This window comes from Mucilaginibacter sp. UR6-1 (genome assembly GCF_020880975.1).
Classification (GTDB): Bacteria; Bacteroidota; Bacteroidia; order Sphingobacteriales; family Sphingobacteriaceae; genus Mucilaginibacter.
Map to the genome: position 1 here is coordinate 598023 of NZ_JAJIWP010000002.1, position 23651 is coordinate 621673.

The 23651-nt window shown below is 44.9% G+C and carries 18 protein-coding genes; 3 read left to right on the forward strand and 15 right to left on the reverse strand.

Annotated elements, in window-relative coordinates; translation table 11 throughout:
- Nucleotides 1-78 precede the first annotated feature (78 nt).
- Nucleotides 79-1752: a glycosyltransferase family 39 protein gene (locus LJ707_RS07980; RefSeq protein WP_228950283.1), complete on the forward strand. Its 1674-nt coding sequence runs from the start codon at nucleotides 79-81 to the stop codon at nucleotides 1750-1752.
- A gap of 161 nt (nucleotides 1753-1913) precedes the next feature.
- Here LJ707_RS07980 and rfbA read toward each other — a convergent pair whose 3' ends face one another.
- The 11 genes from rfbA to LJ707_RS08035 all read right to left on the reverse strand — a co-directional run bounded on the left by rfbA (nucleotide 1914) and on the right by LJ707_RS08035 (nucleotide 11680).
- Nucleotides 1914-2774 carry a glucose-1-phosphate thymidylyltransferase RfbA gene (gene rfbA, locus LJ707_RS07985; protein ID WP_228950284.1) on the reverse strand — a complete coding sequence of 287 codons (861 nt, stop codon included), beginning with the start codon at nucleotides 2772-2774 and terminating at the stop codon, nucleotides 1914-1916.
- Between the two features lie 44 nt (nucleotides 2775-2818).
- On the reverse strand, nucleotides 2819-3679 hold the full coding sequence (gene rfbD, locus LJ707_RS07990; protein ID WP_228950285.1) for a dTDP-4-dehydrorhamnose reductase: 861 nt from the start codon (nucleotides 3677-3679) through the stop codon (nucleotides 2819-2821).
- A 17-nt stretch (nucleotides 3680-3696) separates the two neighbouring features.
- On the reverse strand, nucleotides 3697-4251 hold the full coding sequence (gene rfbC / locus LJ707_RS07995; RefSeq protein WP_228950286.1) for a dTDP-4-dehydrorhamnose 3,5-epimerase: 555 nt from the start codon (nucleotides 4249-4251) through the stop codon (nucleotides 3697-3699).
- Nucleotides 4252-4260: 9 nt separating this feature from the next.
- Nucleotides 4261-5313: a dTDP-glucose 4,6-dehydratase gene (gene rfbB / locus LJ707_RS08000; protein ID WP_228950287.1), complete on the reverse strand. Its 1053-nt coding sequence runs from the start codon at nucleotides 5311-5313 to the stop codon at nucleotides 4261-4263.
- A gap of 209 nt (nucleotides 5314-5522) precedes the next feature.
- Nucleotides 5523-6437, reverse strand: a complete 915-nt coding sequence (miaA, locus tag LJ707_RS08005) for a tRNA (adenosine(37)-N6)-dimethylallyltransferase MiaA (protein ID WP_228950288.1) — start codon at nucleotides 6435-6437, stop codon at nucleotides 5523-5525.
- 102 nt (nucleotides 6438-6539) lie between these two features.
- The gene (locus LJ707_RS08010) at nucleotides 6540-7187 is read right to left on the reverse strand and encodes a plasmid pRiA4b ORF-3 family protein (RefSeq protein WP_228950289.1); all 648 of its coding nucleotides are present in this window, start codon (nucleotides 7185-7187) and stop codon (nucleotides 6540-6542) included.
- A 36-nt stretch (nucleotides 7188-7223) separates the two neighbouring features.
- Nucleotides 7224-8636, reverse strand: coding sequence for a CCA tRNA nucleotidyltransferase (locus tag LJ707_RS08015; RefSeq protein ID WP_228950767.1), 1413 nt, complete (start codon nucleotides 8634-8636; stop codon nucleotides 7224-7226).
- Nucleotides 8637-8703: 67 nt separating this feature from the next.
- Entirely contained in the window at nucleotides 8704-9270 is a 567-nt protein-coding gene (locus LJ707_RS08020; protein WP_228950290.1) for an L-threonylcarbamoyladenylate synthase, read from the reverse strand.
- Nucleotides 9263-10249 (reverse strand): lipopolysaccharide heptosyltransferase II, encoded by a 987-nt coding sequence (gene waaF / locus LJ707_RS08025; RefSeq protein WP_228950291.1) that lies wholly within the window; start codon nucleotides 10247-10249, stop codon nucleotides 9263-9265. Before waaF ends, LJ707_RS08020 begins: the two co-directional genes overlap by 8 nt.
- Nucleotides 10250-10344: 95 nt before the next feature.
- Nucleotides 10345-11160, reverse strand: a complete 816-nt coding sequence (locus LJ707_RS08030) for a 2,3,4,5-tetrahydropyridine-2,6-dicarboxylate N-succinyltransferase (RefSeq protein WP_228950292.1) — start codon at nucleotides 11158-11160, stop codon at nucleotides 10345-10347.
- Between the two features lie 55 nt (nucleotides 11161-11215).
- Nucleotides 11216-11680 carry a hypothetical protein gene (locus tag LJ707_RS08035; RefSeq protein WP_228950293.1) on the reverse strand — a complete coding sequence of 155 codons (465 nt, stop codon included), beginning with the start codon at nucleotides 11678-11680 and terminating at the stop codon, nucleotides 11216-11218.
- A 118-nt stretch (nucleotides 11681-11798) separates the two neighbouring features.
- Here LJ707_RS08035 and LJ707_RS08040 point away from each other — a divergent pair, with 118 nt between their 5' ends.
- A complete protein-coding gene (locus tag LJ707_RS08040) occupies nucleotides 11799-12218 on the forward strand; it encodes an RNA-binding S4 domain-containing protein (protein WP_228950294.1) in 420 nt (139 codons plus the stop codon).
- 101 nt (nucleotides 12219-12319) lie between these two features.
- Here LJ707_RS08040 and LJ707_RS08045 read toward each other — a convergent pair whose 3' ends face one another.
- Nucleotides 12320-12940 (reverse strand): OmpH family outer membrane protein, encoded by a 621-nt coding sequence (locus LJ707_RS08045; protein ID WP_228950295.1) that lies wholly within the window; start codon nucleotides 12938-12940, stop codon nucleotides 12320-12322.
- Between the two features lie 147 nt (nucleotides 12941-13087).
- Between LJ707_RS08045 and gyrB the strand changes: the two genes are divergently transcribed.
- A complete protein-coding gene (gyrB, locus tag LJ707_RS08050; protein ID WP_228950296.1) occupies nucleotides 13088-15046 on the forward strand; it encodes a DNA topoisomerase (ATP-hydrolyzing) subunit B in 1959 nt (652 codons plus the stop codon).
- A 53-nt stretch (nucleotides 15047-15099) separates the two neighbouring features.
- On the opposite strand, the gene LJ707_RS08055 is transcribed toward gyrB, so the two are convergent.
- The 3 genes from LJ707_RS08055 to LJ707_RS08065 all read right to left on the reverse strand — a co-directional run bounded on the left by LJ707_RS08055 (nucleotide 15100) and on the right by LJ707_RS08065 (nucleotide 23572).
- Complete coding sequence (locus tag LJ707_RS08055) at nucleotides 15100-15540, reverse strand: retropepsin-like aspartic protease (protein ID WP_228950297.1); 441 nt, start codon at nucleotides 15538-15540, stop codon at nucleotides 15100-15102.
- A 588-nt stretch (nucleotides 15541-16128) separates the two neighbouring features.
- Nucleotides 16129-18414 (reverse strand): BamA/TamA family outer membrane protein, encoded by a 2286-nt coding sequence (locus LJ707_RS08060; protein WP_228950298.1) that lies wholly within the window; start codon nucleotides 18412-18414, stop codon nucleotides 16129-16131.
- Nucleotides 18415-18418: 4 nt separating this feature from the next.
- Nucleotides 18419-23572: a translocation/assembly module TamB domain-containing protein gene (locus tag LJ707_RS08065; protein ID WP_228950299.1), complete on the reverse strand. Its 5154-nt coding sequence runs from the start codon at nucleotides 23570-23572 to the stop codon at nucleotides 18419-18421.
- Nucleotides 23573-23651 lie beyond the last annotated feature (79 nt).

A 23651-nucleotide genomic window follows, 5' to 3' on the forward strand; every position in this document is an offset into this window, starting at 1 on the left:
GCAAGGGTTAAATCAAAGCCTTTACAAACCGTTCTAACGTAAAAAATCTGTTTATCTTTACCGCCAAGCGTTTATACTATGCCCCAAACACCGGCACTTAACAAGTGGCTATATTTATTTTTAGGATTAGCGGTAGCCGTTAACTTTAGCGGCCTGTTCGTTCCGCTCATGAATCCGGATGCTACATTGTACGCCACCATTGCCAAAACTATGGTGCTACGAAATGATTATGTGAACATATACGTTCGAGGTATCGACTGGCTGGATAAACCGCACTTTCCATTCTGGATAGCTGCCTTTTTCTTTAAAATGTTCGGCATCAACACGTGGGCCTATAAGCTGTCGGGCATTGTATTTATGCTGATGGGGGCGGTGTATACCTGGCTGTTCGCTAAAAGTTTATACAATAAGCAGGTGGCCATATGGGCGGTGCTGATATTATTGACCGCACAGCATATTGTACTATCAGATAACGATGTACGTGCCGAGCCTTACCTTACCGGGTTAATTATTGCTTCGGTGTATCACTTTTACCGCTCATATACCAAGCCCTCATTTTGGCATTTGCTGATTGCCTGCCTGTTTGCCGGTTGCGCGGTAATGACTAAGGGGATATTCGTGTTGATTACCATAGGCGGTGCCATTGCGGGTCATCTTATCATCACCAAACAATGGAAACAATTATTTAACCTGCGCTGGCTGTTGGCTGCTGTATTGATATTTATTTTTATACTGCCCGAGGTATATTGCCTGTATGTACAGTTTGATGCGCACCCCGAAAAGCTGGTGTTTGGTCAGCATAATGTATCGGGTATAAAATTCTTTTTTTGGGATAGCCAGTTCGGCAGGTTTTTTAACACCGGTCCCATAAAAGGTAGTGGCGATCCATTCTTTTTTGTGCATACCACGTTGTGGGCTTTTTTGCCTTGGTCGTTATTATTATTCGCTGCCATTTATCAGTTTATTAAAAAGGGTGTCAAAAATGTGCAGTCTACAGAGTGGTTCAATATCTGCGGAGCCATGCTTACCTTCGTGATGTTTTCGGCCTCAAAGTTTCAGTTGCCGCATTATATCAATATTGTGTTTCCGTTTTTCGCGATCATTACGGCGCAGTATATCTTTAATGTCAAATCTGTGAAAAGTGTAAAGGCTATCAACATTACGCAATGGATAGTAATAGCGTTGCTTGTTATGGTTTTAATTGTATTGCATCTGTACTATCAGCCTGAAGTAAGTATTGCGTTACTGTTTACGTTAGTACTTACGTTATTGCTTACGCTTTTTATTTTACCTGTCCGGATTGCAGGTAATTATTGGTACGAGCGGATGGGCTACCGCAGCATTATAACATGTGTTGTTGTAAATCTATATCTCAATTGGGCATTTTATCCGGATTTGCTAAAGTACCAGGCCGGGAGTGAGGCAGGCATGTATGTAAATAAGATGAAAGATCTGAAAAGAATACCTCTGCTGCAATGTGGCGACGATGTAAATTTCGCCATGGAGTTTTACCTCGACCGGCCGATGCTTACCATACCTGCTGATGGTTCGGTTAAATTGCCCGATAACGTGTTTATGCTATACGCCCCCGCTGATGTGGTGAACGCTGTTTTGAATGGCAGAAAGTTGCAGATTTTAAAAGAATTTGAGCGTTATGCCATTACCCGTTTAAAGCCGTCCTTTTTAAACAAAACTACCCGGAGCGGGCAAACTACACGGATGGAATTGGTGCTGGTGGAGGCGGTTAGGTAGACTCACCCGGTCTTCGCTTAGGTGGATCACCCTCTCTGCCTTGCGGGCAAAGTGGGTAGTAGATAATTGTATTAGCCAGTGGGTAATACAATTGGTATAAAAACAACCCCTCTCTACGCTTGCGTAGAGAGGGGTGACGAGCGAAGCAAAGTCGGGGTGAGTTAGCTAAGAAGCTTTTGCAAATACTTACCGTAACCGCTCTTAATATATCGTTGTGCCAGGTTGCTTAACTGCTCGGCGTCAATAAAGCCCATGCGGTAAGCTACCTCTTCAATACAACCAATTTTAGTATCCTGGCGTTTTTCAATTACACGTACAAACTCGGTAGCATCGCTCAGTGAGTCGAAAGTACCGGTATCCAGCCATGCGGTACCGCGGTCCATAACACCAACCTGCAGTGTACCTTGTTCTAAATAAACCTTGTTAACGTCGGTTATTTCGTACTCTCCGCGTGGAGATGGTTCCAGATCAGCCGCTATTTGTATTACGCTGTTATCATAGAAATACAGGCCCGGTACCGCGTAGTTTGATTTTGGTTTTTCCGGTTTTTCTTCAATAGAAAGTGCTTTAAAATCTTTATCAAACTCAACCACGCCATAACGTTCAGGGTCGGCCACAGGGTAGGCAAATACAGCCGCGCCCACTACATCGTTAAAGCTCTGTATCAGCTTACTGAAGCCTGAGCCGTAGAATATGTTATCACCCAATATAAGTGCAGCTTTGTCATCGCCGATAAAATCCTTACCTATAACAAAAGCCTGTGCCAGGCCGTTCGGTTTTTCCTGAATAGCATATTCAAAGCGGCAACCCAGTTCGCTGCCATCGCCCAGTAGGCGTTTAAAGCCTTCGTTATCCTCGGGCGTGGTAATGATTAATATCTCCTTGATATCAGCCAGCATTAAAACAGAAAGCGGATAATAGATCATCGGCTTATCATAAATAGGCATAAGCTGTTTACTGATGGCCTTAGTGATAGGATATAGCCTGGTGCCTGATCCGCCTGCTAAAATAATACCTTTCATATAGATGCGTGGTTAGTGTTGGTTAACGGTTTGTAATTGTTTTGTTAGTTGTTTTTAAGCCTGTTGATACAGATTGCCAGGCTGTCGCGCCAGTAAGGGATCTCGATGCTCAGCGCATTTTTGATCTTGCTTTTATCCATTACCGAGTAAGCCGGGCGTACCGCCCTTGTTTTGTACGCGCTGGTAGGTATCGGCAGGGTTTTAACATGCGTTTCCGACAAATCAAAAATAGCCTTTGCGAAATCATACCATGATGCCACACCTTCATTACTGTAATGGTACAGGCCGTAAGCTGTGCTTTCAGTTTTAATGATCTCCAGAATAGCGTAAGCCAGGTCGATGCCATAAGTAGGTGTGCCTACCTGGTCGGCTATAATGGTTAACTGCTCGCGTTCCGCGCCAAATTTCAGCATGGTTTTAACAAAGTTATTACCATACTCCGAGTAAAGCCAGCTTGTACGCAGAATGAAATATTTTTCTAACACACTGCTGATCGCCAGCTCGCCATCCAGCTTGGTTTGGCCGTAAGCATTTATAGGCGCGGCAATATCTTCTTCGGTACGCGGCGTAGGCTCGTTGCCTTCAAAAACAAAATCAGTTGATACGTGGATAAGCGTAGTGCCGTACTCGGCGCAAAATTTGGCCAGGTTGGCGGCGCCTACCTTATTTACTTTATCGGCAGTTTCATAATCATCCTCAGCTTTATCAACCGCGGTGTAAGCGGCACAGTTGATAGCGTATACGGGGCGCTGTTCTTCAAAAATGCTTTTCAGCGCGTTCTCATCCAAAATGTTCGCTTCCGTTTCGCCCGGAAAAAAAATATCGGTTATCCCTTCATTTTCGGCTATTTGCTTAAAGCAACTGCCTAACTGACCGGATGCACCAAATATCACAGTGTTTTTCATATTTTTATATGTAGATGTTAAAAGAATGGTTCCTGAACGTCAGCAAGGTAAGGTAATATCCTGTCCTTTTCTGATGTTTGCAGTACGTCTGCCGGCAGTATCCAATCTATATTCAGCGAAGGATCAGCATAGTGCAAACCACCCTCTGATGCTTTGTTATAAAAATTATCGCATTTGTAGGCAAAAATTGCGGTATCACTCAACACCACAAAACCATGTGCAAAGCCGCGTGGTACAAACAACTGGTGCTGATTTTCCTCACTTAAGCGCGCGCCATAGTATTGGCCGTATGTGGCCGAACCCGGACGAAGATCAACCGCTACATCAAGTACCTCACCTTTTACAACACGTACCAGTTTGGCCTGTGCATGTTCACCCTTTTGCAGGTGCAGGCCGCGCAATGTGCCTTTTGATGAAAAAGACTGGTTATCCTGCACAAAGGTGGTGTTGGTGCCGGTTAGCTCGTTAAAAGTTTGCTGGTTATAGCTTTCAAAAAAATAGCCACGGTCATCATTAAATACACGCGGTTTTAGCAGTACGCAACCCTCAAGCGGAGTAAGTTCAATGGTCATATCAGGTGGTTAGCGTTTATCGTATTGTGTTTCGTAATAATCAGCGTAAGCGCCGCTGGTTACATGCTCAATCCATGCTTTGTTGTTCAGGTACCAGTCGATAGTTTCTGACAGGCCTTGCTCAAAAGTTACTGATGGCTCCCAGCCGAGCTCTTTGTTGAGCTTGGTAGCGTCAATAGCGTAACGTGCATCATGACCCGGACGGTCCTTCACAAATGTGATCAGCTTTTCGTTGGTGCCGGCATCACGACCCAACTTTTCGTCCATCTGGCGGCAAAGTACACGTACCAGGTCAATATTGGTCCACTCGTTAAAGCCACCAATGTTGTAGGTATCGCCGTTGTTGCCTTTATGGAATATCAGGTCAATAGCGCGGGCGTGGTCAATTACATATAACCAATCGCGCACGTTTTTACCATCACCGTAAACAGGTAGTGGTTTGCTGTTTAATATATTGTTGATCAGCAGTGGTATCAGTTTCTCGGGGAAATGGTTTGGCCCGTAGTTGTTTGAGCAGTTTGATACGATGGCCGGTATGCCGTAAGTATCATTGTAAGCGCGCACGAAGTGATCGCTTGATGCCTTGCTGGCGCTGTATGGCGAGTGCGGATCGTACTTGGTAGTTTCGGTAAAGAAACCCTCGGTACCTAATGAGCCGTAAACCTCGTCAGTTGATATATGGTAGAAAAGATGTTTTGAGTAGTCTTCTTTCCAGTATTTCTTTGCCGCTTCCAGCAGGGTAACCGTACCTATAACGTTGGTATAAACAAAATCAAGCGGATGGGTGATCGAACGGTCAACGTGCGATTCGGCAGCCAGGTGCACCACATCGGTAACGTCGTATTTCTCAAATATCGCGTTGATAGCATCCGCATCCTTAATATCTGCACGCTCAAAGGTGTAATTAGGGTGGTTCTCTATATCATTCAGATTTTCTAAATTACCGGCGTATGTGAGGGCATCAACGTTAATGATTTTGTAATCAGGATAATTTGTAACAAACCGCCTTACTACGTGCGACCCGATGAAACCAGCGCCCCCGGTAATTATTATTGTCTTCATATAGATTGTTTAAAATATAATTATAATTATTATTTGCCGAAAATAATGATAAAATTGTAACGGAACTAGGAGTTTATAATTTTTTTATTAAATATAATAGATAGTTCATCTTATTTTTATACTGATAAGTTGAAGTATAATACTTGCATTTAAAGCCGGTCAGCATAAATGTAAAAACTAAATCATCAACACCAAAACTTAAAGCAGTATCATAACGTGCCAATCTGTTCAAGCATTATGGGCAGTATATCTCCCCTGGTTGTTTCTATCCACTTTATATGCGCATCTCGCCTGAACCAGGTAAGCTGCCTTTTTGCAAAACGGCGGGTGTTTTGTTTTATGAGCGATATGGCAGTGGCTATATCTGTTTTACCGTCAAAATAATCAAACAACTCCGAATAACCTACCGTATTTAAGGCATTCAAATGCCTGTAAGGTAATAGCGATCTGACCTCTTCAACCAAACCCTGCTCCACCATTACATCAACCCTGTGATTAATGCGGCTGTACAACTGTTCGCGCGGCATGGTTAATGCCAGCTTAATAATGTTGAACGTGCGTTTATTAATATTGGTTGTGCGATAGGATGAAAAAGGCTTTCCTGTGGTGTCAAAAACCTCAAGGGCACGTATAATACGCTGCGGATTGTTCAGATCTACCTGGTTGTAATAATCAGGGTCGGCATTTTTAAGTTTTTCCTGTAAATAGGTAATGCCGTGCTGTTCTAATTCAGCATTCAACTTTTCACGTAGCCCCTCGGCAGCTACGGGCAGGTCATCAAAACCTTCGCAAACAGCTTTGATGTATAAGCCCGAGCCTCCGGCTAATATCACTAAATCATGTTCTCTGAATAATTCGTTTAACAGTTGGAGCGCCTGCTTTTCGTAATCGCCAACATTAAAATCGTCGGCTATGGAGTGCGAATTGATGAAATAGTGCTTCGCTGCCGCGAGTTCATCAGTATCAGGTTTTGCCGTACCGATGCTCATTTCCCTGAAAAACTGCCGCGAATCTGCCGATACCACCACTGTATTATAATGCCTGGCCAATTGTATGGCAGCCGCAGTTTTACCTACTGCCGTTGGGCCTGCTACTACAATAAGTGTTTTTGGTTGATCAGCCATCGGCTTAATAAAGGTTTTAAAATTAAATAGCGATGGGTTTAAAGCCATCGCTATTTGTTATATTCTTTGTCTATAGTCCATTGACCGTAGTCTATGGACTAATTAATAATCATCCCTGCTGCCACGGCCGCGGTCATCTTCCTCAAAGCCTTCATTGTCTGAAAACTCGCTGCCAAATTCATCCTCCTCGGCTGCTTCTTCTTCCTCATCAACAACAGCTTCGCCGGTTTCGTCAACCTCTGTAAAATCCTCAGTGTCCTCGGGGTTATACTCCATCTCATTCAAAAAGTCAAACTCCTCGCTGGTTGGCGGCAGTATGGTTGGATTGAAAACGTTGCCGAATTGCTTAGGCGCTTCACCTACCGAGCGTACTACCTGCGGGTACTCAGCTTTTGGTGATTCATCCAAAATGATCTTCATCAGCTCGACATGAAAATCAAACGGACGGTCGAAGTTGAAGGTGTAATAGAATTTCTGGTGCGGATCATCAATAAAACTGCTGAGTTTTACCTTATCCATCAGGGCTATGCCGCGATCAATTTTACGCTGGTTAGGCATAAAGGTGATCTCCTCGCCCTTGGTCCACTGGTCATTACTGATATAAAACGATGAAGAATAATCGGGATTATACCCGGTAGATTTATGTATCGCATGATGAAGATCCTGAAAAGTCTGGTTCGATTTTACATCGATCTCCCTTACAATATCATCATAATCCTCAAAAGTGACCCTGAACCTATATACTGCCATTTGTTATATTTTTATCAAAATTAATAATGTTTTGTTTTATTTGGATTGAGCAACAACTTTTAAGCCAATTTGTGTGCCTTTTTCAATAGTAAATGCAATGGCGGCTTCACGGGTGTTAGGTATCTCGCCCTCAAGTATGGCTTCACGTATCTGATTTTTGATGATACCAACCTCGCGGCCCTCTTTCAGGCCGAATAATTCCATAATATCGGTGCCGGTAACAGGGGGCTGCCAGTTGCGTATGCTGTCGCGCTCCTCAACATCCTTTAGCTTTTGCTGCACCAGCTCAAAATTTTGGCGGTATTTTTTAACCTTGTATTCATTTTTGGTGGTAACATCGGCCTTACATAATTGCATCAGGCTGTCAATATCATCACCCGCCTCAAAAAGTAAGCGCCTGACGGCCGAATCGGTAACAATGGATTGCGACAGTACGATAGGGCGCAGGTGCAGTTGTACCATTTTCTGCACAAACTTCATCTTATCATTAAGCGGCAGCTTTAGCTGGGCGAATATTTTGGGCACCATGCGCGCGCCTTTATCCTCATGGCCGTGAAATGTCCAGCCGTGGCCGGGTTCAAAGCGCTTGGTAGGCGGCTTGGCAATATCGTGCAATATGGCAGCCCAGCGCAGCCAAAGGTCGGCAGTGGTTTCGCAAATATTATCCAGCACCTGCAAGGTGTGGTAAAAGTTATCCTTATGGCCTTTGCCATTGCGGTACTCAACGCCATACAGCGCTACCATCTGCGGGAATATTTTGTGCAGCAAACCGGTATCAAACAGGTATTCAAAACCGATAGATGGCTTTGGCGACAGGATGATCTTGTTCAGTTCATCCGTAATACGCTCCTGCGATATGATCTTTATTCTATCAGTATTGGTTTTTATGGCCTGAACCGCCGCATCGTCAATCTTAAAATCAAGCTGTGTGGCAAAACGTATGGCGCGCATCATCCGCAGCGGGTCATCGCTAAAGGTTTCAACCGGGTTAAGGGGCGTTTTGATCAGTTTTTGTTCCAGGTGCGATATCCCACCAAACGGATCGAGCAGTTCCCCCAAATTATCAGGATGTAATGATAGCGCCAGCGCGTTGATGGTAAAATCGCGGCGGTTTTGGTCGTCTTCCAAAGTACCATCCTCCACAATAGGTTTGCGTGAATCGCGGCGGTATGACTCGCGCCTTGCGCCTACAAACTCCACTTCAAGATCGTGATACTTAAGCATGGCGGTGCCAAAATTTTTAAATACCGATACCTGTACGTTTAGTTTTTTAGCCACCGCCTCGGCAAAGGTAATGCCGTTGCCTATAACTACTATATCAATATCCTTTGAGGGGCGTTTTAAAAACAGATCGCGCACGAAACCGCCAATAGCATATACCTGCGCATTTTGCTGACCGGCTAATTGCGCTATTACTTTAAATATATGATGTTGAAGATGCTCTTTCATGCCTGCGTATGCCGGGTAGGCATTGTTGAAAGGTGCAAATTTAGAAAAATAGGCTATAATATACCTATCAACGGCGTATAAACTCAAACCGGCCATCGGGCGCTAAACGCATAATGGTTGATGGTTTTTTTAACGAGGTATCGTGTTGGTCAATATCCACCACATAATCAACCCCTTCTATAATTTCAGGGGATATTTCACCAAAATTTTGGGGAGATGGCTGTCCGCTTATATTGGCCGAGGTTGATACCAATGGTTTGCGCAAACGTTGTATCAACTGTTCGCAAAACGGATGTTTGGCAACCCGTATTCCCACACTGCCGTCAGCGGCTATTAACGCTTCGGATATATTTTTAGCACCGGGCATCACCAGTGTTAGCGGGTTCTCGGCAAACTCTATCAGGTCATATGCAATGTCAGGCACCTCGCGTACGTAGCTTGGCAATTTATTGTCGGTATCCAGCAAAATGATCATGCTTTTGGCTTCCTCGCGTTGTTTAAGGGAGAAGATCTTTTTAACGGCCTCGGTATTGGTGGCATCGCAGCCAATGCCCCAAATGGTATCGGTAGGGTAGAGGATGATGCCGCCATCCTGTACAATTTTAAGGGCTTTTGCAACTTCGTCTTTAAGCATGATTCAAGTATTTACTCAGGGCTTCAATAATTTTTGTTTCGTTAAGCAATTGCATACACTTGGGTATGCCGTAAAGTTTGCAGGTGTTGCGCACACAAGGTTCACAGCTAAGTTCACCGGCACGTATCACGGTCATATCATCCAGGTTAAACGGCTCGGTATTGTGTTCGTTACCGGCACCAAATAATACTACAACCGGCAAGCCTATGCTGTTTGCCAAATGCGCCGGGCCTGAATCAACCGTTAACAGGGCCGCAGTTCCCGCCATTAATGAGGCAAGGTTATTCAGGCTGGTTTGCCCGGCATGGTTCACTATTCTGTCCTGATCTGTAACTCCTGCAAGTATAGCGTTTACATGCTCAGCATCCTTGGGCGCACCTATCATGCCGATGGTAATATCAGCAAAGGTATTCAGCAGCAAATTAAGCAAGGCAATGCCCTTATCAACCGGCATACGGCGAGATTCCGCTTCTGAGTTAAAATTAACCAGCAACTGTTTAGGCTCGTTAACTAATGCATGGGCTATAATTTTTACAGGTTCGGATGGTACAGGCTTTCCGGTAAATTGTTCCAGCAGGGAGATATATTCGCGAACACGGTGTACATTCTGTGGGTGTTTACAAGCTTTAGTGAGCAGCAAAAAGCCACCCTCTGTACCAAAACCTACGCGTTTTTTTGCGCGGGTGGCAAAAGCCATAGTAGCTGATGACAATGACGGCGGCAGGTTAAAAAAAATATCGTATTGCTGATTGCGTAAGGCTTTGCCAAAACGGTAAACACCGCTAAGGCCTTCAAATTCCTGTTTCGAAAAAGGGTAAACGTTATCAATACCCGGTATAAGGTTAACAATGCCCCGCAGCTCCTGCTTAATGATTACATCAATCTGCGCACCAGGATAAAGCTGCTTTACCGCAGTAACGAAGGAGGTGCTCATCACCACATCGCCAAGCCAGTTAGGCAGCCTTATAAGTATCTTCATTTTTTAGATATGAGGATTGAGATATAAGATGTGAGATAAGTTTTTAGTGTTAATTCACTATCTCAAATCTCACATCTTATATCTCAGATCTAAACTTAAACCGCTACGTTGTTTTCACGCAGGGCATCGTTAAGCGATGTCTTTTTATCGGTTGATTCCTTACGTTTGCCGATGATGATGGCACAAGGCACCTGGTACTCGCCTGCGGGGAATTTTTTGGTGTACGAACCCGGAATTACTACAGAGCGCGCAGGTACACGGCCTTTATATTCAATCGGATCTTCGCCGGTAACATCAATGATTTTGGTTGAAGCGGTTAATACCACATTAGCGCCAAGCACGGCTTCGGCCTCAACGTGTACGCCCTCTACCACAATGGCACGTGAGCCAATGAAGCAGTTATCTTCAATAATAACCGGCGCAGCCTGTACAGGCTCCAAAACACCGCCAATGCCCACACCACCACTAAGGTGTACATGTTTGCCAATTTGCGCGCACGAGCCTACAGTAGCCCAGGTATCAACCATGGTGCCTTCGTCAACAAAAGCGCCTATGTTTACGTACGAGGGCATCATGATAACACCTTTGGCCAAATGCGCGCCGTAACGGGCAATAGCATGAGGTACTACGCGCACACCGTTTTGCTTGTAATCGGTTTTAAGCTTCATTTTATCATGAAAAACAAACGGACCGGTTTTGATCTCTTCCATGTTGCGGATAGGGAAGTACAGGATCACGGCTTTCTTAATCCAGTCGTTAGTATGCCAGCGGCCGCCAATAACCTCGGCAACGCGGTATTCGCCTTTGTCTAACCTTTCAATAACGGTTTCAATGGCATCTATGTATTCATTATATTGCAGCAGGGCGCGGTCTTCCCAGGCTTCTTCAATAAGTGTTTTAAGATCTTGCATGGTATAAATTAAACTTTGGGCAAATTAAAGGATTTTTAAGCAAAAATGCAGGATGTTATTGGGCTCTTAACTGTTTCATGGCTTCCGGATCAAGGTAAAAGGTAAGCAATACAAACGCTATTGAAAGAATCAAAGCTATACCCAGCGCGCCCCAGATGCTTTTAGGATAGTAATCACTTTCCGGAAAGTAGCGTTTAAAAAAGAATTCGCCATATAAAAAACCTCCCAGCAAATTGGCAACTAATACTAATGAGGTTGCCTGTAATAACATAATGGCCGCGTATGACGCGCACGAGTAGGCTACTGCAAAAGCCACAATACCAAATGCCGCCCTTTTAAAGCCCGAAACCCAAAGGTTACGTATCAATAGCGCCGCGCCAAAAAAGCTCGAAAAAAATATGCTGAAACCCCATATACTCCATTTGGAGTATAGTTCTATGTATTCGCCCTCCGGTTGCTGTTCATTATCTTCGTACTCTTCTTCCAAATCGTCGTCGTATCTGTCGTTCTCTGTAGCCATGTAATTATAGTATAAATGCAAAAATATAAATGTGTTTTTAATTGAGATGTTTTTACTCAGATAGATTATATAAGAATTATGCACTAATTATTGTTAAGTAACCTTTAATTTTGCCCTTATGCCTGAAAAAGAAAAACTACGTATTGATAAATACCTTTGGGCCATACGCCTGTTTAAAACCCGTACGCTGGCTGCTGATGCCTGCAAGGCGGGGCGTGTTAAAAAGGATGGACAGAACCTGAAGGCATCCTACGAGGTTAAGGTGGGCGATACATACAACGTATCAAAAGGACTGGAGCGTAAGGTGGTGAAGGTTACCGGCTTGTTGGAGAACCGTGTGGATGCCAAAAAGGCTGTTGATTTTTATGAGGACCTTACCCCGGTGCAGGATACCCATTCGTTTCAATCTATGTTTCAGGCACCCACTTTACGTCGTGATCGTGGTGCAGGCCGGCCCACCAAACGCGACCGCCGCGAGATTGACGATCTGCAGGAAGGTTTTTTTGAAAACAACACCAAAGACAACGACGAAGAATAACTCGAAAATATACGCCCAACAAAAAAGCCGCAGTTCAAAATAGAAGCTGCGGCTTTTTGTATTATAACTCCCTCTCCTTTAGGAGAGGGTTGGAGTGAGGTTTATTTCTTGTTATATTCCTCGTTAAGGCGTTTTACTACATCGGCAGTAACGTCAAGGCTTTCATCGCCATAAAGTACAGTAGGGTTCATGCGTGAGTAGCTCAATATCATTTTGTAGCCTTTTTCTTTAGCGTACTTTTTAGTGAATTCGCTTACCTTGTTAAATAATTTATCGTTTTCATCACCTTGTGTGTTTTGAAAAGCGGCGGTAGCATTTTGCTCATAACTCTGTATCTCCTGCGCTTTTTTCTGTAAACGCTGCTCGGTAGCGGCACGTTGGTCAGCGCTCATGGTAGCCGCATTTTTTTGGTATTCAACAAACTCGCGTTGTACGGCTTGTTTGCGCGAATCCACATCACCCTGGGCAGCCTTTCCTTTTTTTTGCAGGCGGTCGCCCATGTCTTTTACATATTCGTATTTTGATAGCAGGGTATCCTGGTTTATGTAAACTATGGTTTCCTTAGCAACAGCAGTGCTGGTGGTTGAGGCAGTGCTTGCTGCCGGTTTGTCGGCAGGTTTTTGCTCGTTGTTGCAAGCCGCTAACGTTCCGGCTATTAACAATGCTGCAGAGGCAGCTCCTAAAGTCAGTTTTGAAAAGTAAGAGGCTTTGTGTATCATCATCCTTCAGTAAAAAATTTCACAAATATAACTTTTACCAATTACTATCCTAATCATTTACCAGGCAAGTTTCCACACCGGCGTATTTATCAACATAACGGTAATCTCGTTTATTTTTCGTATTTTTGAAGGTTATTCTTTCAAATATTTATGAGCGAACAAAATCAGGATAAATCAAATTACTCAGCAGATAATATACAGGTTTTAGAGGGTTTGGAGGCCGTGCGCAAACGCCCCTCGATGTACATTGGCGATACCGGCGTTAAAGGTTTACACCACCTGGTATATGAGGTGGTTGATAACTCGATAGATGAGGCACTTGCCGGCTATTGTGATGATATAAAGGTTACCATACACAAAGGAAACTCCATTACGGTTGAAGATAACGGCCGTGGTATCCCAACAGGTATCAACACTAAAGAAAATAAATCAGCACTCGAAATTGTAATGACCGTACTGCACGCAGGCGGTAAATTTGATAAGGATACCTACAAGGTATCAGGTGGTTTGCACGGTGTGGGTATCAGTTGCGTTAATGCGCTCTCAACCCATGTAAAAACCGTTGTACACCGCGAAGGCAAAATATTTACCCAGGAGTATGAGCGCGGCAAGCCGTTATTTGATGTAAAATCAATAGGCGAAAGCTCACGTACAGGTACTATACAAACCTTTCAGCCCGATCCGGAGATATTTACCACTACTTTAGAGTATAAGTACGATACCTTGGCCGCACGTTTACGTGAGCTGGCCTTTTTGAACAAGGGTATACGCTTAACCTTGACCGACGAGCGCGAAGAAATGCCTGAAGGTGGTTACGTTGCCGAGGAGTTTTTCTCTGAAGGCGGCCTTAAAGAGTTTGTTAAGTTTCTGGATGGGACCCGTGCATCTATTATTCCGGAGCCTATCTATGTAGAGGGCACCAAGCAAGGCGTACCGGTTGAGCTGGCTTTACAATACAACGATAGCTATTCAGAGAATGTACACTCGTACGTAAACAACATTAACACCATCGAGGGTGGTACACACGTGGCCGGTTTCCGTATGGGGTTGACTCGTACCCTTAAATCATACGCCGATAAAGAGGGTTTGCTAAAGAATGTTAAGGTTGAAATTACCGGTGATGACTTTCGCGAAGGACTAACCGCAATTATCTCAGTAAAAGTGGCAGAGCCTCAGTTTGAGGGCCAAACCAAAACCAAGCTGGGTAACAGCGAGGTAAGCGGCGCGGTAAACGTTGCTGTTGGTGAGATATTGAGCAATTACCTGGAGGAGAACCCGAAGGAAGCTCGCATGATCGTGCAAAAGGTGATCCTTGCGGCTACTGCACGTGCCGCGGCGCGTAAAGCCCGCGAAATGGTGCAGCGTAAAAACGTTATGGGTGGCTCAGGCTTGCCTGGCAAACTGGCCGATTGCGCTAACAGCGATCCGGCATTGTGCGAGATCTACCTGGTCGAAGGTGACTCGGCGGGTGGTACTGCCAAGCAGGGCCGTAACCGCGATACACAGGCCATATTGCCTTTGCGTGGTAAGATATTGAACGTAGAAAAGGCCATGGAGCACAAGATCTACGAGAATGAGGAGATCAAGAACATGTTTACAGCGCTGGGTGTAAGCATTGGTACGCCAGAGGATGCTAAAGCTCTTAATATCGCTAAGCTTCGTTATCATAAAATTGTGATCATGACGGATGCCGACGTTGACGGTTCGCACATTACCACGCTTATCCTTACCTTCTTCTTCCGTTATATGAAGGAGCTGGTTGAGTTTGGTTATGTGTACATTGCATCGCCACCACTTTACCTGGTTAAAAAAGGTAAAGAGCAGGAGTACTGCTGGACAGATGAACAGCGTGACACGGCTATACAGCGCCTTAAAGGTGCCGGTAAAGAGGATAGCGTACACGTACAACGTTATAAAGGTTTGGGTGAGATGAACGCCGAGCAGCTTTGGGAAACTACCATGAACCCTGCCACGCGTACACTTAAACAGGCTACTATTGAAAACGCCGCCGAGTGCGACCACACCTTCAGTATGCTGATGGGTGATGAGGTTGCCCCACGTCGTGAGTTTATAGAGAAGAATGCTAAATACGCTAAAATCGACGCTTAAGCGCCTGATCAGTACAAATACTAAAAAGCCTCTCAAATTTTGAGAGGCTTTTTTTATGATTTTCGCTTTCTGGTTTTCAGGGTAATCTGTCGTTTGCCATAATCAATTACAGCCTTGTACTTCATCAATACATCGCCGCCTAACACTCCCAATACCTTGGGGTGATTAAGTTGCTCGTAAGCTATATTAATGGTTGAAAGATCAAGCACGGCTACATCAAAACTATCCAGCTTTAATTCGCCCAGATGCATATCACTCAATGTTGCGGTAAATGATACCATGGAGTTGGTGCCCAGCCCCGTAGATAACTTATCGCTGGCCAAAATAAAATCTTCTCCATTGGCTTCAGCAAGCAGGGTTTTGTCAAGCGCGGTGCGAGATGCGCCGGTATCAAGCACCAGTTTATAGCTTTTGCCAAAAAGGGTTATATCTATCAGCGGATGGAAACCATCGCCTTGCAGGTCAATTATATTTAACGGTATGATGTATTGCATTGGGATAAATATAGTGCTTTAATTAATGAGGTAATGTTATCATATACTAATCCTAAAAAGGATGATAAAACTCTTAGTTAAGTTCATTACCTATCCTAAACTTCTTTTGTGCGAACAAAAGAAGCAAAAATCGCCGGCTACGCCCTGCCCGGTGAACGTTTCTACTTTTGCAAGGCTTATACTAATCCGGGCATTGCTGATGCCGGTAATACAGGTTGTTGGCGGTTTGTGCTTTTTGATTTTCTTGTTGTTTTTTCACTACGTTATTGCGAAGTACGAAACAATCTCTTCATAACATCCCAGAGAATATCGCCCGGGGGATTAGTGCCTCGCAATGACGCTATTTACACTATATTATCAAAGCTGTCATCTCGAACGATAGTGAGAGATCTGCCTGCGTTCATAGCAAGGTGATGGATTTCTCCTCGTACCTCGTCGAAAGGACAAAGGTTTGATTAGAGGAGGCTAATTGTCAATTAAAAAACAAATGCCGTGTTAGTTACACGGCATTTGTAAAAGTAGTATTATGATAGGCGATCAGTACAAGCGAATTGTACCTAACTGCACACACTGCCTGTCGTAAATTGTTTAGAAAGGATAGCCGATAGCCAGGTTGAATACCAGATTTTCGTGGCGCCATGCGCTGCTGCCAAAGTCGATCTTATCAACCACCCAGCGCTGGCCTTCAGGCAACCAGGGCTTACGGATAGGGAAGCCAAGGTCAGTACGCAGTACCAATACGGTAACATCAAAACGTAAGCCTACACCGGCATCCACCGCGAATTCTTTGTAAAAATTCTTACTAAAAGTAGCGCCTTGCAAGCCATTATTACGCATCATCCAAATGTTACCGGCATCAACAAATACGGCACCCCGCACTATGCTGAATAGTTTTGGTCGCCATTCCACATTGCCTTCAATACGGATATCTCCAGCCTGATCGGGCAGGAAACCGCCATCATCAGGTCGGCCTGCATAATAAGTACCCGGGCCAATTGAGCGCGCCCTGAAACCGCGTAAACTATTTGAGCCGCCTATAAAAAACTGCTGGCTGTAAGGCATCACCGTAGAGTTACCAAACGGTATACCCGCGCCAACCATCAACCGGGTAGCTATTGAACTGTTCTGACCTGTTTTGTGATAAAAGCGAAGATCGTTCTCGATCTTTACATACTGATTAAATGGTGTACCTAATACAGTTCTAACCGTGGCAGGTGTATCTGCACCTGTAACCAAACCGGTTATTACTGCTGATGAGCTTACCCTGGCATTGTAAAATAAGGTATTGGTACGGTACTCTTCGGTAGTATTGGTAAAGGTATAACTATAGCTTGGGCCAAAGGTAAATTGCTTATCAATAACGTGCTGTAATGCCGGGTTGTTGCTACCCTTTATGCTGTCACGGTAAAGTTGTGTTACATTTGCGGGGCTCACCAGGTTAACATTTAATATATTTAATTCATGGCTTTTGTGTACGCTTTGTTTCCAGTCATACCCAAATGAGCCGTTGAAGGAGTTAAGAGTATACAGGTTGGTACGATTGATAAGGGTGTAGCCCAATGTAAGGTTGGTATGTGGAATGTACGCATTGTCTGACCGTATGTTCACCGGGGCTATAAACCTTGGCCAGGTCAGCTTCATTTCACCACCTACCTGGTAAACGTTAAAGCCACCGCCCTGCCCCGAGAATTGCACATCCGAACTTCCGAATAAGCGGAAGGTAAGCAACTCGGCACCTTTAAAGGCGTTACGGTGTTTCCAGTTGATGTTGATCTGGGTACCCGTAAAGTTGGCCGAGTTGGTACGGCCGAGTACATCAACCTGGATTGATTTTTTAGGGTAGGGGGTTAAAAAATAAAAAACATCAAGTTTTGATGAATCGCCGGCGGCGGGTTCAAACCTGTTCTTTACAAATTTATAAGGGCCGAGGTTCACAAAACGGTTAAGCGAGTTGTTATGGGCGGTACGGTTATACACTTCGCCAGGCTGCATCAGCACGGTATTTTTAAAAGCGAACGGGCGGATGGTTTTTCGCCTGTCAACCACATTATACCAGCGATATGATACAGCTTCATCCAGATGAAGCGCCGTATCACGCAGCGAATAATTAGGATATACGTATAGTTTATTAATGGTATATATACGGCGGTCGCGGTCATTAACCTTGGGTTTTACCGCAACAAATATATCTACCTGATGATTGGCGAGGGTGCTGTCTATCCGCATAATAATATCCTCCGGAGCAAAGTAAAAGAAACCCTTTTCTTTAAGCTTGGCATCAATGCGCAGGCGCTCGTTTTTTATCACATCCAGATCATACTTTTCGCCCGGTTTAAGCAGCGTTTCGCCGGCAGTACCAGCAATAGCTGTATCCAGATCTTCATTCCCTTTAGGGAAAGTTACACTGCGTATTTTATAGGCCGGGCCGGTATTTACAGTATACTCCGCCCGGGCTGTCTTTTTCTTGCCGATGGTATCGCCGCTTACTGTTGCCTGGAAATAGCTTTTGTTTTGCAGGCGGTTTTGTAATATCTCGCTGTTCTTTTCGAGGTTTACCTGGCTGGCCAAAACAGGCGGCTCACCAAATTTAGTGTTAAGCCAATGCTTAAAGCCCTTGGTTTTGTTGGTGCGCGTTTTATTATAGATGTACAGTTTTACCCTTAAACCCAGCAGTGATGAATTTGGCTTGGGCCTGAGCAACGGAGTCAGATCAGATTCAAGGGCTTTGCGGTCGCTTTTTTTCAGGCTGTCATTGTCAACAATTTTAACCTTGCCGCCGGTATATAGCTTTTGCCCCGGCTGCAGGTATTTGGTGTTGCTGCAGGCACTTAAAAATATGGTGAGTACTAAAACGTATTTTATATTTTTTATCATGAGTTTAGTTTGTAGGTTGCTCTTTCTTCTGTTGCTCTTCTTGCTGTTGTTGTTGCTCGTCCTTACGTTCAAGTGCTTCGTTGCGTTTGTCTTCTTCCTCTTTCTTGCGTTTTTCTTCCTGCTTGTATTTGCGTCGGAGAGCTTTCTCCTCAGCGGTACGTTTGCGGAATATCTCGCTAAAGCGGTTATAATCCATTGTTAAGGTAAAGCCTAAACCTGTTTCAACTATCTGGCCCTGTATTACCACAAACTGATCGCGGCGGTAAGCACGCAAGGTATAGCGTCCGTCACGGCTCAACTTGTAATTAACTGATACGTTACCGGCTATGTTGGTGGTTTTTTGCCCGGCCTGCGCGCCTTCCAGATTAAAGTTGTTACCTACTGATACTGTGAGCCTGTCGCTCAGGAAACGTTTGGATACCCCAACATTCAGGTCCGTTCGGTTTGTGGCCGTTCCGGATGAATAATCCTCGCCTGATGTTAATCCGAAATCGAGGTCAACACCGGTTATCAGGCCGCCTGCCAGGTTGTTCAACTGGTCGGTAAGTAAGCCGCTCACACTGTTACGTATAGCCCCCTCAACACCTGCGCCACCGCCCTGGCTCTGCAATGGGTTATCACCAATAAAGTGGCCCAGTATCAATACACCCAATACCTGTTTGTTCAACTCGTTCGGGTCCTGGCGTACCTGGGCAAGCTTATTTTCAACTATGGTAAGTACCGTTTGCGGCATCGAGTAATTACTGTCAGGCAAAATAATGTCAAAGCTGATGTTTGGTTTTAAAAGCTCGTTTTTTAGGTTCAGGTTAACATTGAACGGTAGCTTTTGCTTGGCCATCACCAATGTTTGCGCATCACTTTGGCTGGCTATTAAATCAACAGGCGGCACATTGGCAATGTAAATAGCCGTTAAATCAATGTTAGCGCTGGTAGGGTCGCCCGTCCATTGTATGGTACTGCCGCTTTTAAATAAAAACTGACGTTTAACCGTGGCGAACGACAAATTGTACGAGCCATGGTTAACCGTATAAGTACCAGTTAAATTGATCTTTCCGCTTGGGTCAATACCACCGTTAAGACTGGCTTCACCGCGCAGGTCTTTCACCATATCGCCGCTGCGTTCGTCAACCACAATATTAAAGTTGGCATTTTTATTTATGTTGATGGTTGCCGAAACATCCATACCGGTAACGTCAGATTTGCGTAGCGAGTCCAACTGCCGCGCCAGCAATATCGAGTCGAGCTTCGGCGCGTCCTTATCAATAAACTCGACAACGCCCTCACGGTCTTCAACACTTGGGTCGGCCGTTGGCAGTACAAAGGTCATGTCGGTTTTATCGTTCACGGTCAGGGTCGCGTCAACCACCGGCGAATTCATATCACCCCGAACCTTAATGTCGGTATTAATATATAGTTTACCCCAAAACAGCTTGTTATCTGCCTGGGTAGAGTTGATCACCCTGAAGTTGTCGGCCTTGATATTCATCCCAAAGGCAAAATCAGTATAAGTTTTAGTATATACACTGCCCGATACTACGGCTTTATTACCGGTTGAATCAACAAGGGTAAAGTCATTAAAGCGGATGCCTTCATCATTAAAGGTGATGCTCTCCTGCGGCATACGGAAGTAGGAGTTAAGCATAGATACATTAAAGCCAACCTTGTTAAAATTAATGTCGCCCCGTACCGCCGGTGCTGATGGTGTGCCGGTGATTTTCAGCGCGCCGGTTATATCACCACTGGCATTGCGTATGGCACCAAAGCTAAAGCCTTGTATGCTCTTCATGTCCAGTTTTACAATGTTCAGGTTCATATCCATGCGGCTCTCCGGCGCGGTGTAATATAGGCCGTTCAGGTCAACCTGGTTGCCCTTGCCGGTAATGCTCACATTGGCGGCATAGGCGTTGGCGGTTTGGTTATCAACTTTAATGGCAATGTTACCCACGGTGTCACCTTTAAAATTAAAGTCGCCTACGTTAATGGCGGCTGTAAACACCGGCGATGCTTGCAGGTTGCTCACATTAGCATCACCGTTTATGGTACCGCCCACCTGGAGTGAATCCTGCTGGGCCATTTTGGTCAGGGTTTCTATCTTAAAGTTGCGGAATTGCACATCAATAGGCGAGTTTGCCTGCTGCGGGTTACTGTTAACACTTAACACCTGATTGGCGTTGGTAATGGTAAAGTTGCGGGCCAGTATACCTTTGTTACCAAATTGCAGGGCATTATCGGCGTTAACAGCCCAGGGCATATAATCCAGCAATAAGCCATCCTGCACAAAGCTAAATTGGTATTGTTGAGGTAATACGCTTAACGTACCGGCAATACGATAGCGTTCCTTACGTTCGCGGTCGCGCACCTGTAAACTGGTAAACAATTTATCATTTTTCAGATTGCCTGATATTGAGGTATACAGAATATCAATGGATGGCGAAACCTTCACCTCATCAACAGCGAGCTTATAGTTAAGCGCACTGTCGGTAGTATTAACATCAAGCGCCATGTTGTTCACCACCTGCTCGCCGTACACTACTTTGGGTATAGCGCCTTTTACCAGCAATTCGCCGGTGGTGCTGTTGAATCTGCCGTTGATCAGCACCGGGTCAAGCGTTTTAAGGTTCGGGGCGAATTGCTCCACCAGCGGGGTTTTTACAAAGCGAATATCAAACGCGAATTGCTGCGGCGGGTATTTAACCTTTGGCGCAGGCTTGGTACCGGTTGCCAATGCGGTGTTAAAATACTTGGCTATTACATCCTGCATGGCAGGAGCAATGCCGGTAAGGGTGTACTTGCCGCCCATGTGCGCGGTAAGCATCGGGGTTTTTAGCCATAGCGAGCTGCTATCCGCGGTAGCGGTTGATTTCAGGCTGATGGTATCCAATTGAATACGCTGCGCTTTTTGTATCAGCAGCATATCGGTCAGCATAATATCGGCATTCAGGTAATCCGGGTCGGCAGTAGGCACATCGGCCACCAGCTTACCATGAAAACGCATCGGGTCTTTAGTCAGTTTAAGGTTTTGCATGTTAATGCTGTCAACCAAAAGCGTAGCATTTACCGATGGGTACTTTTTGTTCATGTTAGCCTTTGCATCCAGGTTAAAGTTGATGTTGGGGTCTTTCATAAACGCTTTGGCTACATAGCTGCCATTGCTGGCGCTGCCCCGCAGTACCAGGTTTTGATAGTTATAACCTTTTACGTAGGCTTTGTTCACGTTGCCATTAAAATTAAGGCTGGCATGTTTAGGATCGAGGCTTACCCCTTTTACATTGGCCGATAACGTTACCATGCCCACCATTTGCGGTTGCTTGGTAAGCGCGCCAACATTTAGGTTAACCGCCCTTATGTTGGCCGAATATTTTTCTTTGCCCTTACGTTTACCGCCGCGCATATTTGCCGTCAGATCAACCGCGCCATAGCTTGAGCGGAGGGCCATTTTGGTATCAAAATCCGTCATGCTGCCTTTAAAGGTACCCTTTAGGTTGATGTTGGCCGGAATGCTCACTGTAGACGGTATCATGCCTGCCGATGCCAGTTTGTATATATCGGTACGGGTGGTGTTAAACTCCTTCAGGTTTACATTAAAATAAGCCTTGTTCATATCAGGCAGGCCGCGCATATCTGCAGATGCCCTGATGCGGGTACTGCCAAAGCCTAATAGTTCCAGGTCGCGGATGTGCAGATCGCTCACCTTGCCGTTTACCTTGCCATTTATGCGGAATACGGCATTGCGCAGGTTTCGCATTTGCGGCATAGTAGCCATGGCGGGCATCAGGAGGGTAACATCCTTCATGCCCAGGCGGCTGCCGTCAAGGTTGGCGTTTACACCCAGCGAACCGATATTTTTGCTGATGGCATCAATAGACGGATAGCTAACCTCAACCGATTTTTGCAGCACGGTATTCGGTGTCTCCACCAGCAGATCCTTCAGGTAAGCGCTTTTGGGGCCGTAAAAAAAGTCGGTATTGAATTTTTTAAGGACGAAGCCGCTTTTCTCGTTAAAGGTTACGGCATTGATGCGCCCTGATGAGCTATCCGGATTGTAGGATACATCTTGTATATCAACATTCAGGTTTTTAATGTACATGTGCCCAGGGTCAAGGCCTGCTTTTAACGGCTTTTGGGCATTATTATCAAACCTGATATTATTATTATTAATAGTGAACTTTTTAAGCGTAACCGCCCATGCCGATTTGGTTGGAGATGATACCAGTGTATCCACCGTTTTAACCGCTTTTTCGGCAGCCTTAACTACAGTTTGCGGTTTGGCAAAGGTTACCGAGGCATTGGTTTGGTCTAAGGTAATATTGGCGATGCCTACCTGTTGCTTCTTCAGATCTATCTTATCAAGTGCAACCAACAGCTTGCCCAGGTCAACCTTGGCGGCCATTTCGCCACTACGGTAGTCAACCTTTACTTTTGATATGTCTACCTCATCCAGGTCAAGCTCCATGTTCAACGGTTCGGTAGCGGCGGTATCGGTAACGGCGGTTTGGGCAATACTGCTGCCCTTAGGTGTTTGTATAATGGTAGCGTTAACGCCCGACAGGTTGATCTTCGGGATGCCGAACTTCATCTTATCCAGGTCAAAATCCTTAATGCGGGTATCAAAGTGCCCTAACAGGAATTTGATATCGTTGCCGGTTGTTTCGTCCTTATATTTTATGTTGATGCGATCGAGGATGATATCGCCCATGGCAAATTTCATGGTTGATGTGGTATCCTCCGGTTTTACTTCCTTTTTTTGCTCCCCGGCAAAAGCTTTTAGTATATAGTCGAAATTAAAGAGGCTGTCAGGCCCGCGGCTTATGTTGGCAGTAATGCCCTGCAGGTTAATCTCATTTATTTCAACCGTATTGTCAAGCAGTTTAAACAGGCTTATATCAACCTTCAGCTTATCACCGGCTATCAGGGTATCCCGTTTCTGATCCTCAAAATAAACATTCTCTAAAACTATAAGCTTTGGTAAACCTAACGATAGGTGACCGATCTCCACCTTAGTGCCTATCTTTTTTTGTAAAAATGTTACTGCTTTATTTTTGGCAAAATTTTGTACAGCGGGTACCTGTATCAAAATAACTACAAGTAGTATTAAAAATATAACACTTGCAATTATCCAGAGAAGGGTTTTAAGGGCGATGCGTCCAAATTTTTTCAAAATTGTAATATATTTTAGGGTGAAGAAAATACTGCGTGTTTAACATCAAATAACGTGCAACGTGAATTTTACCGGTAAC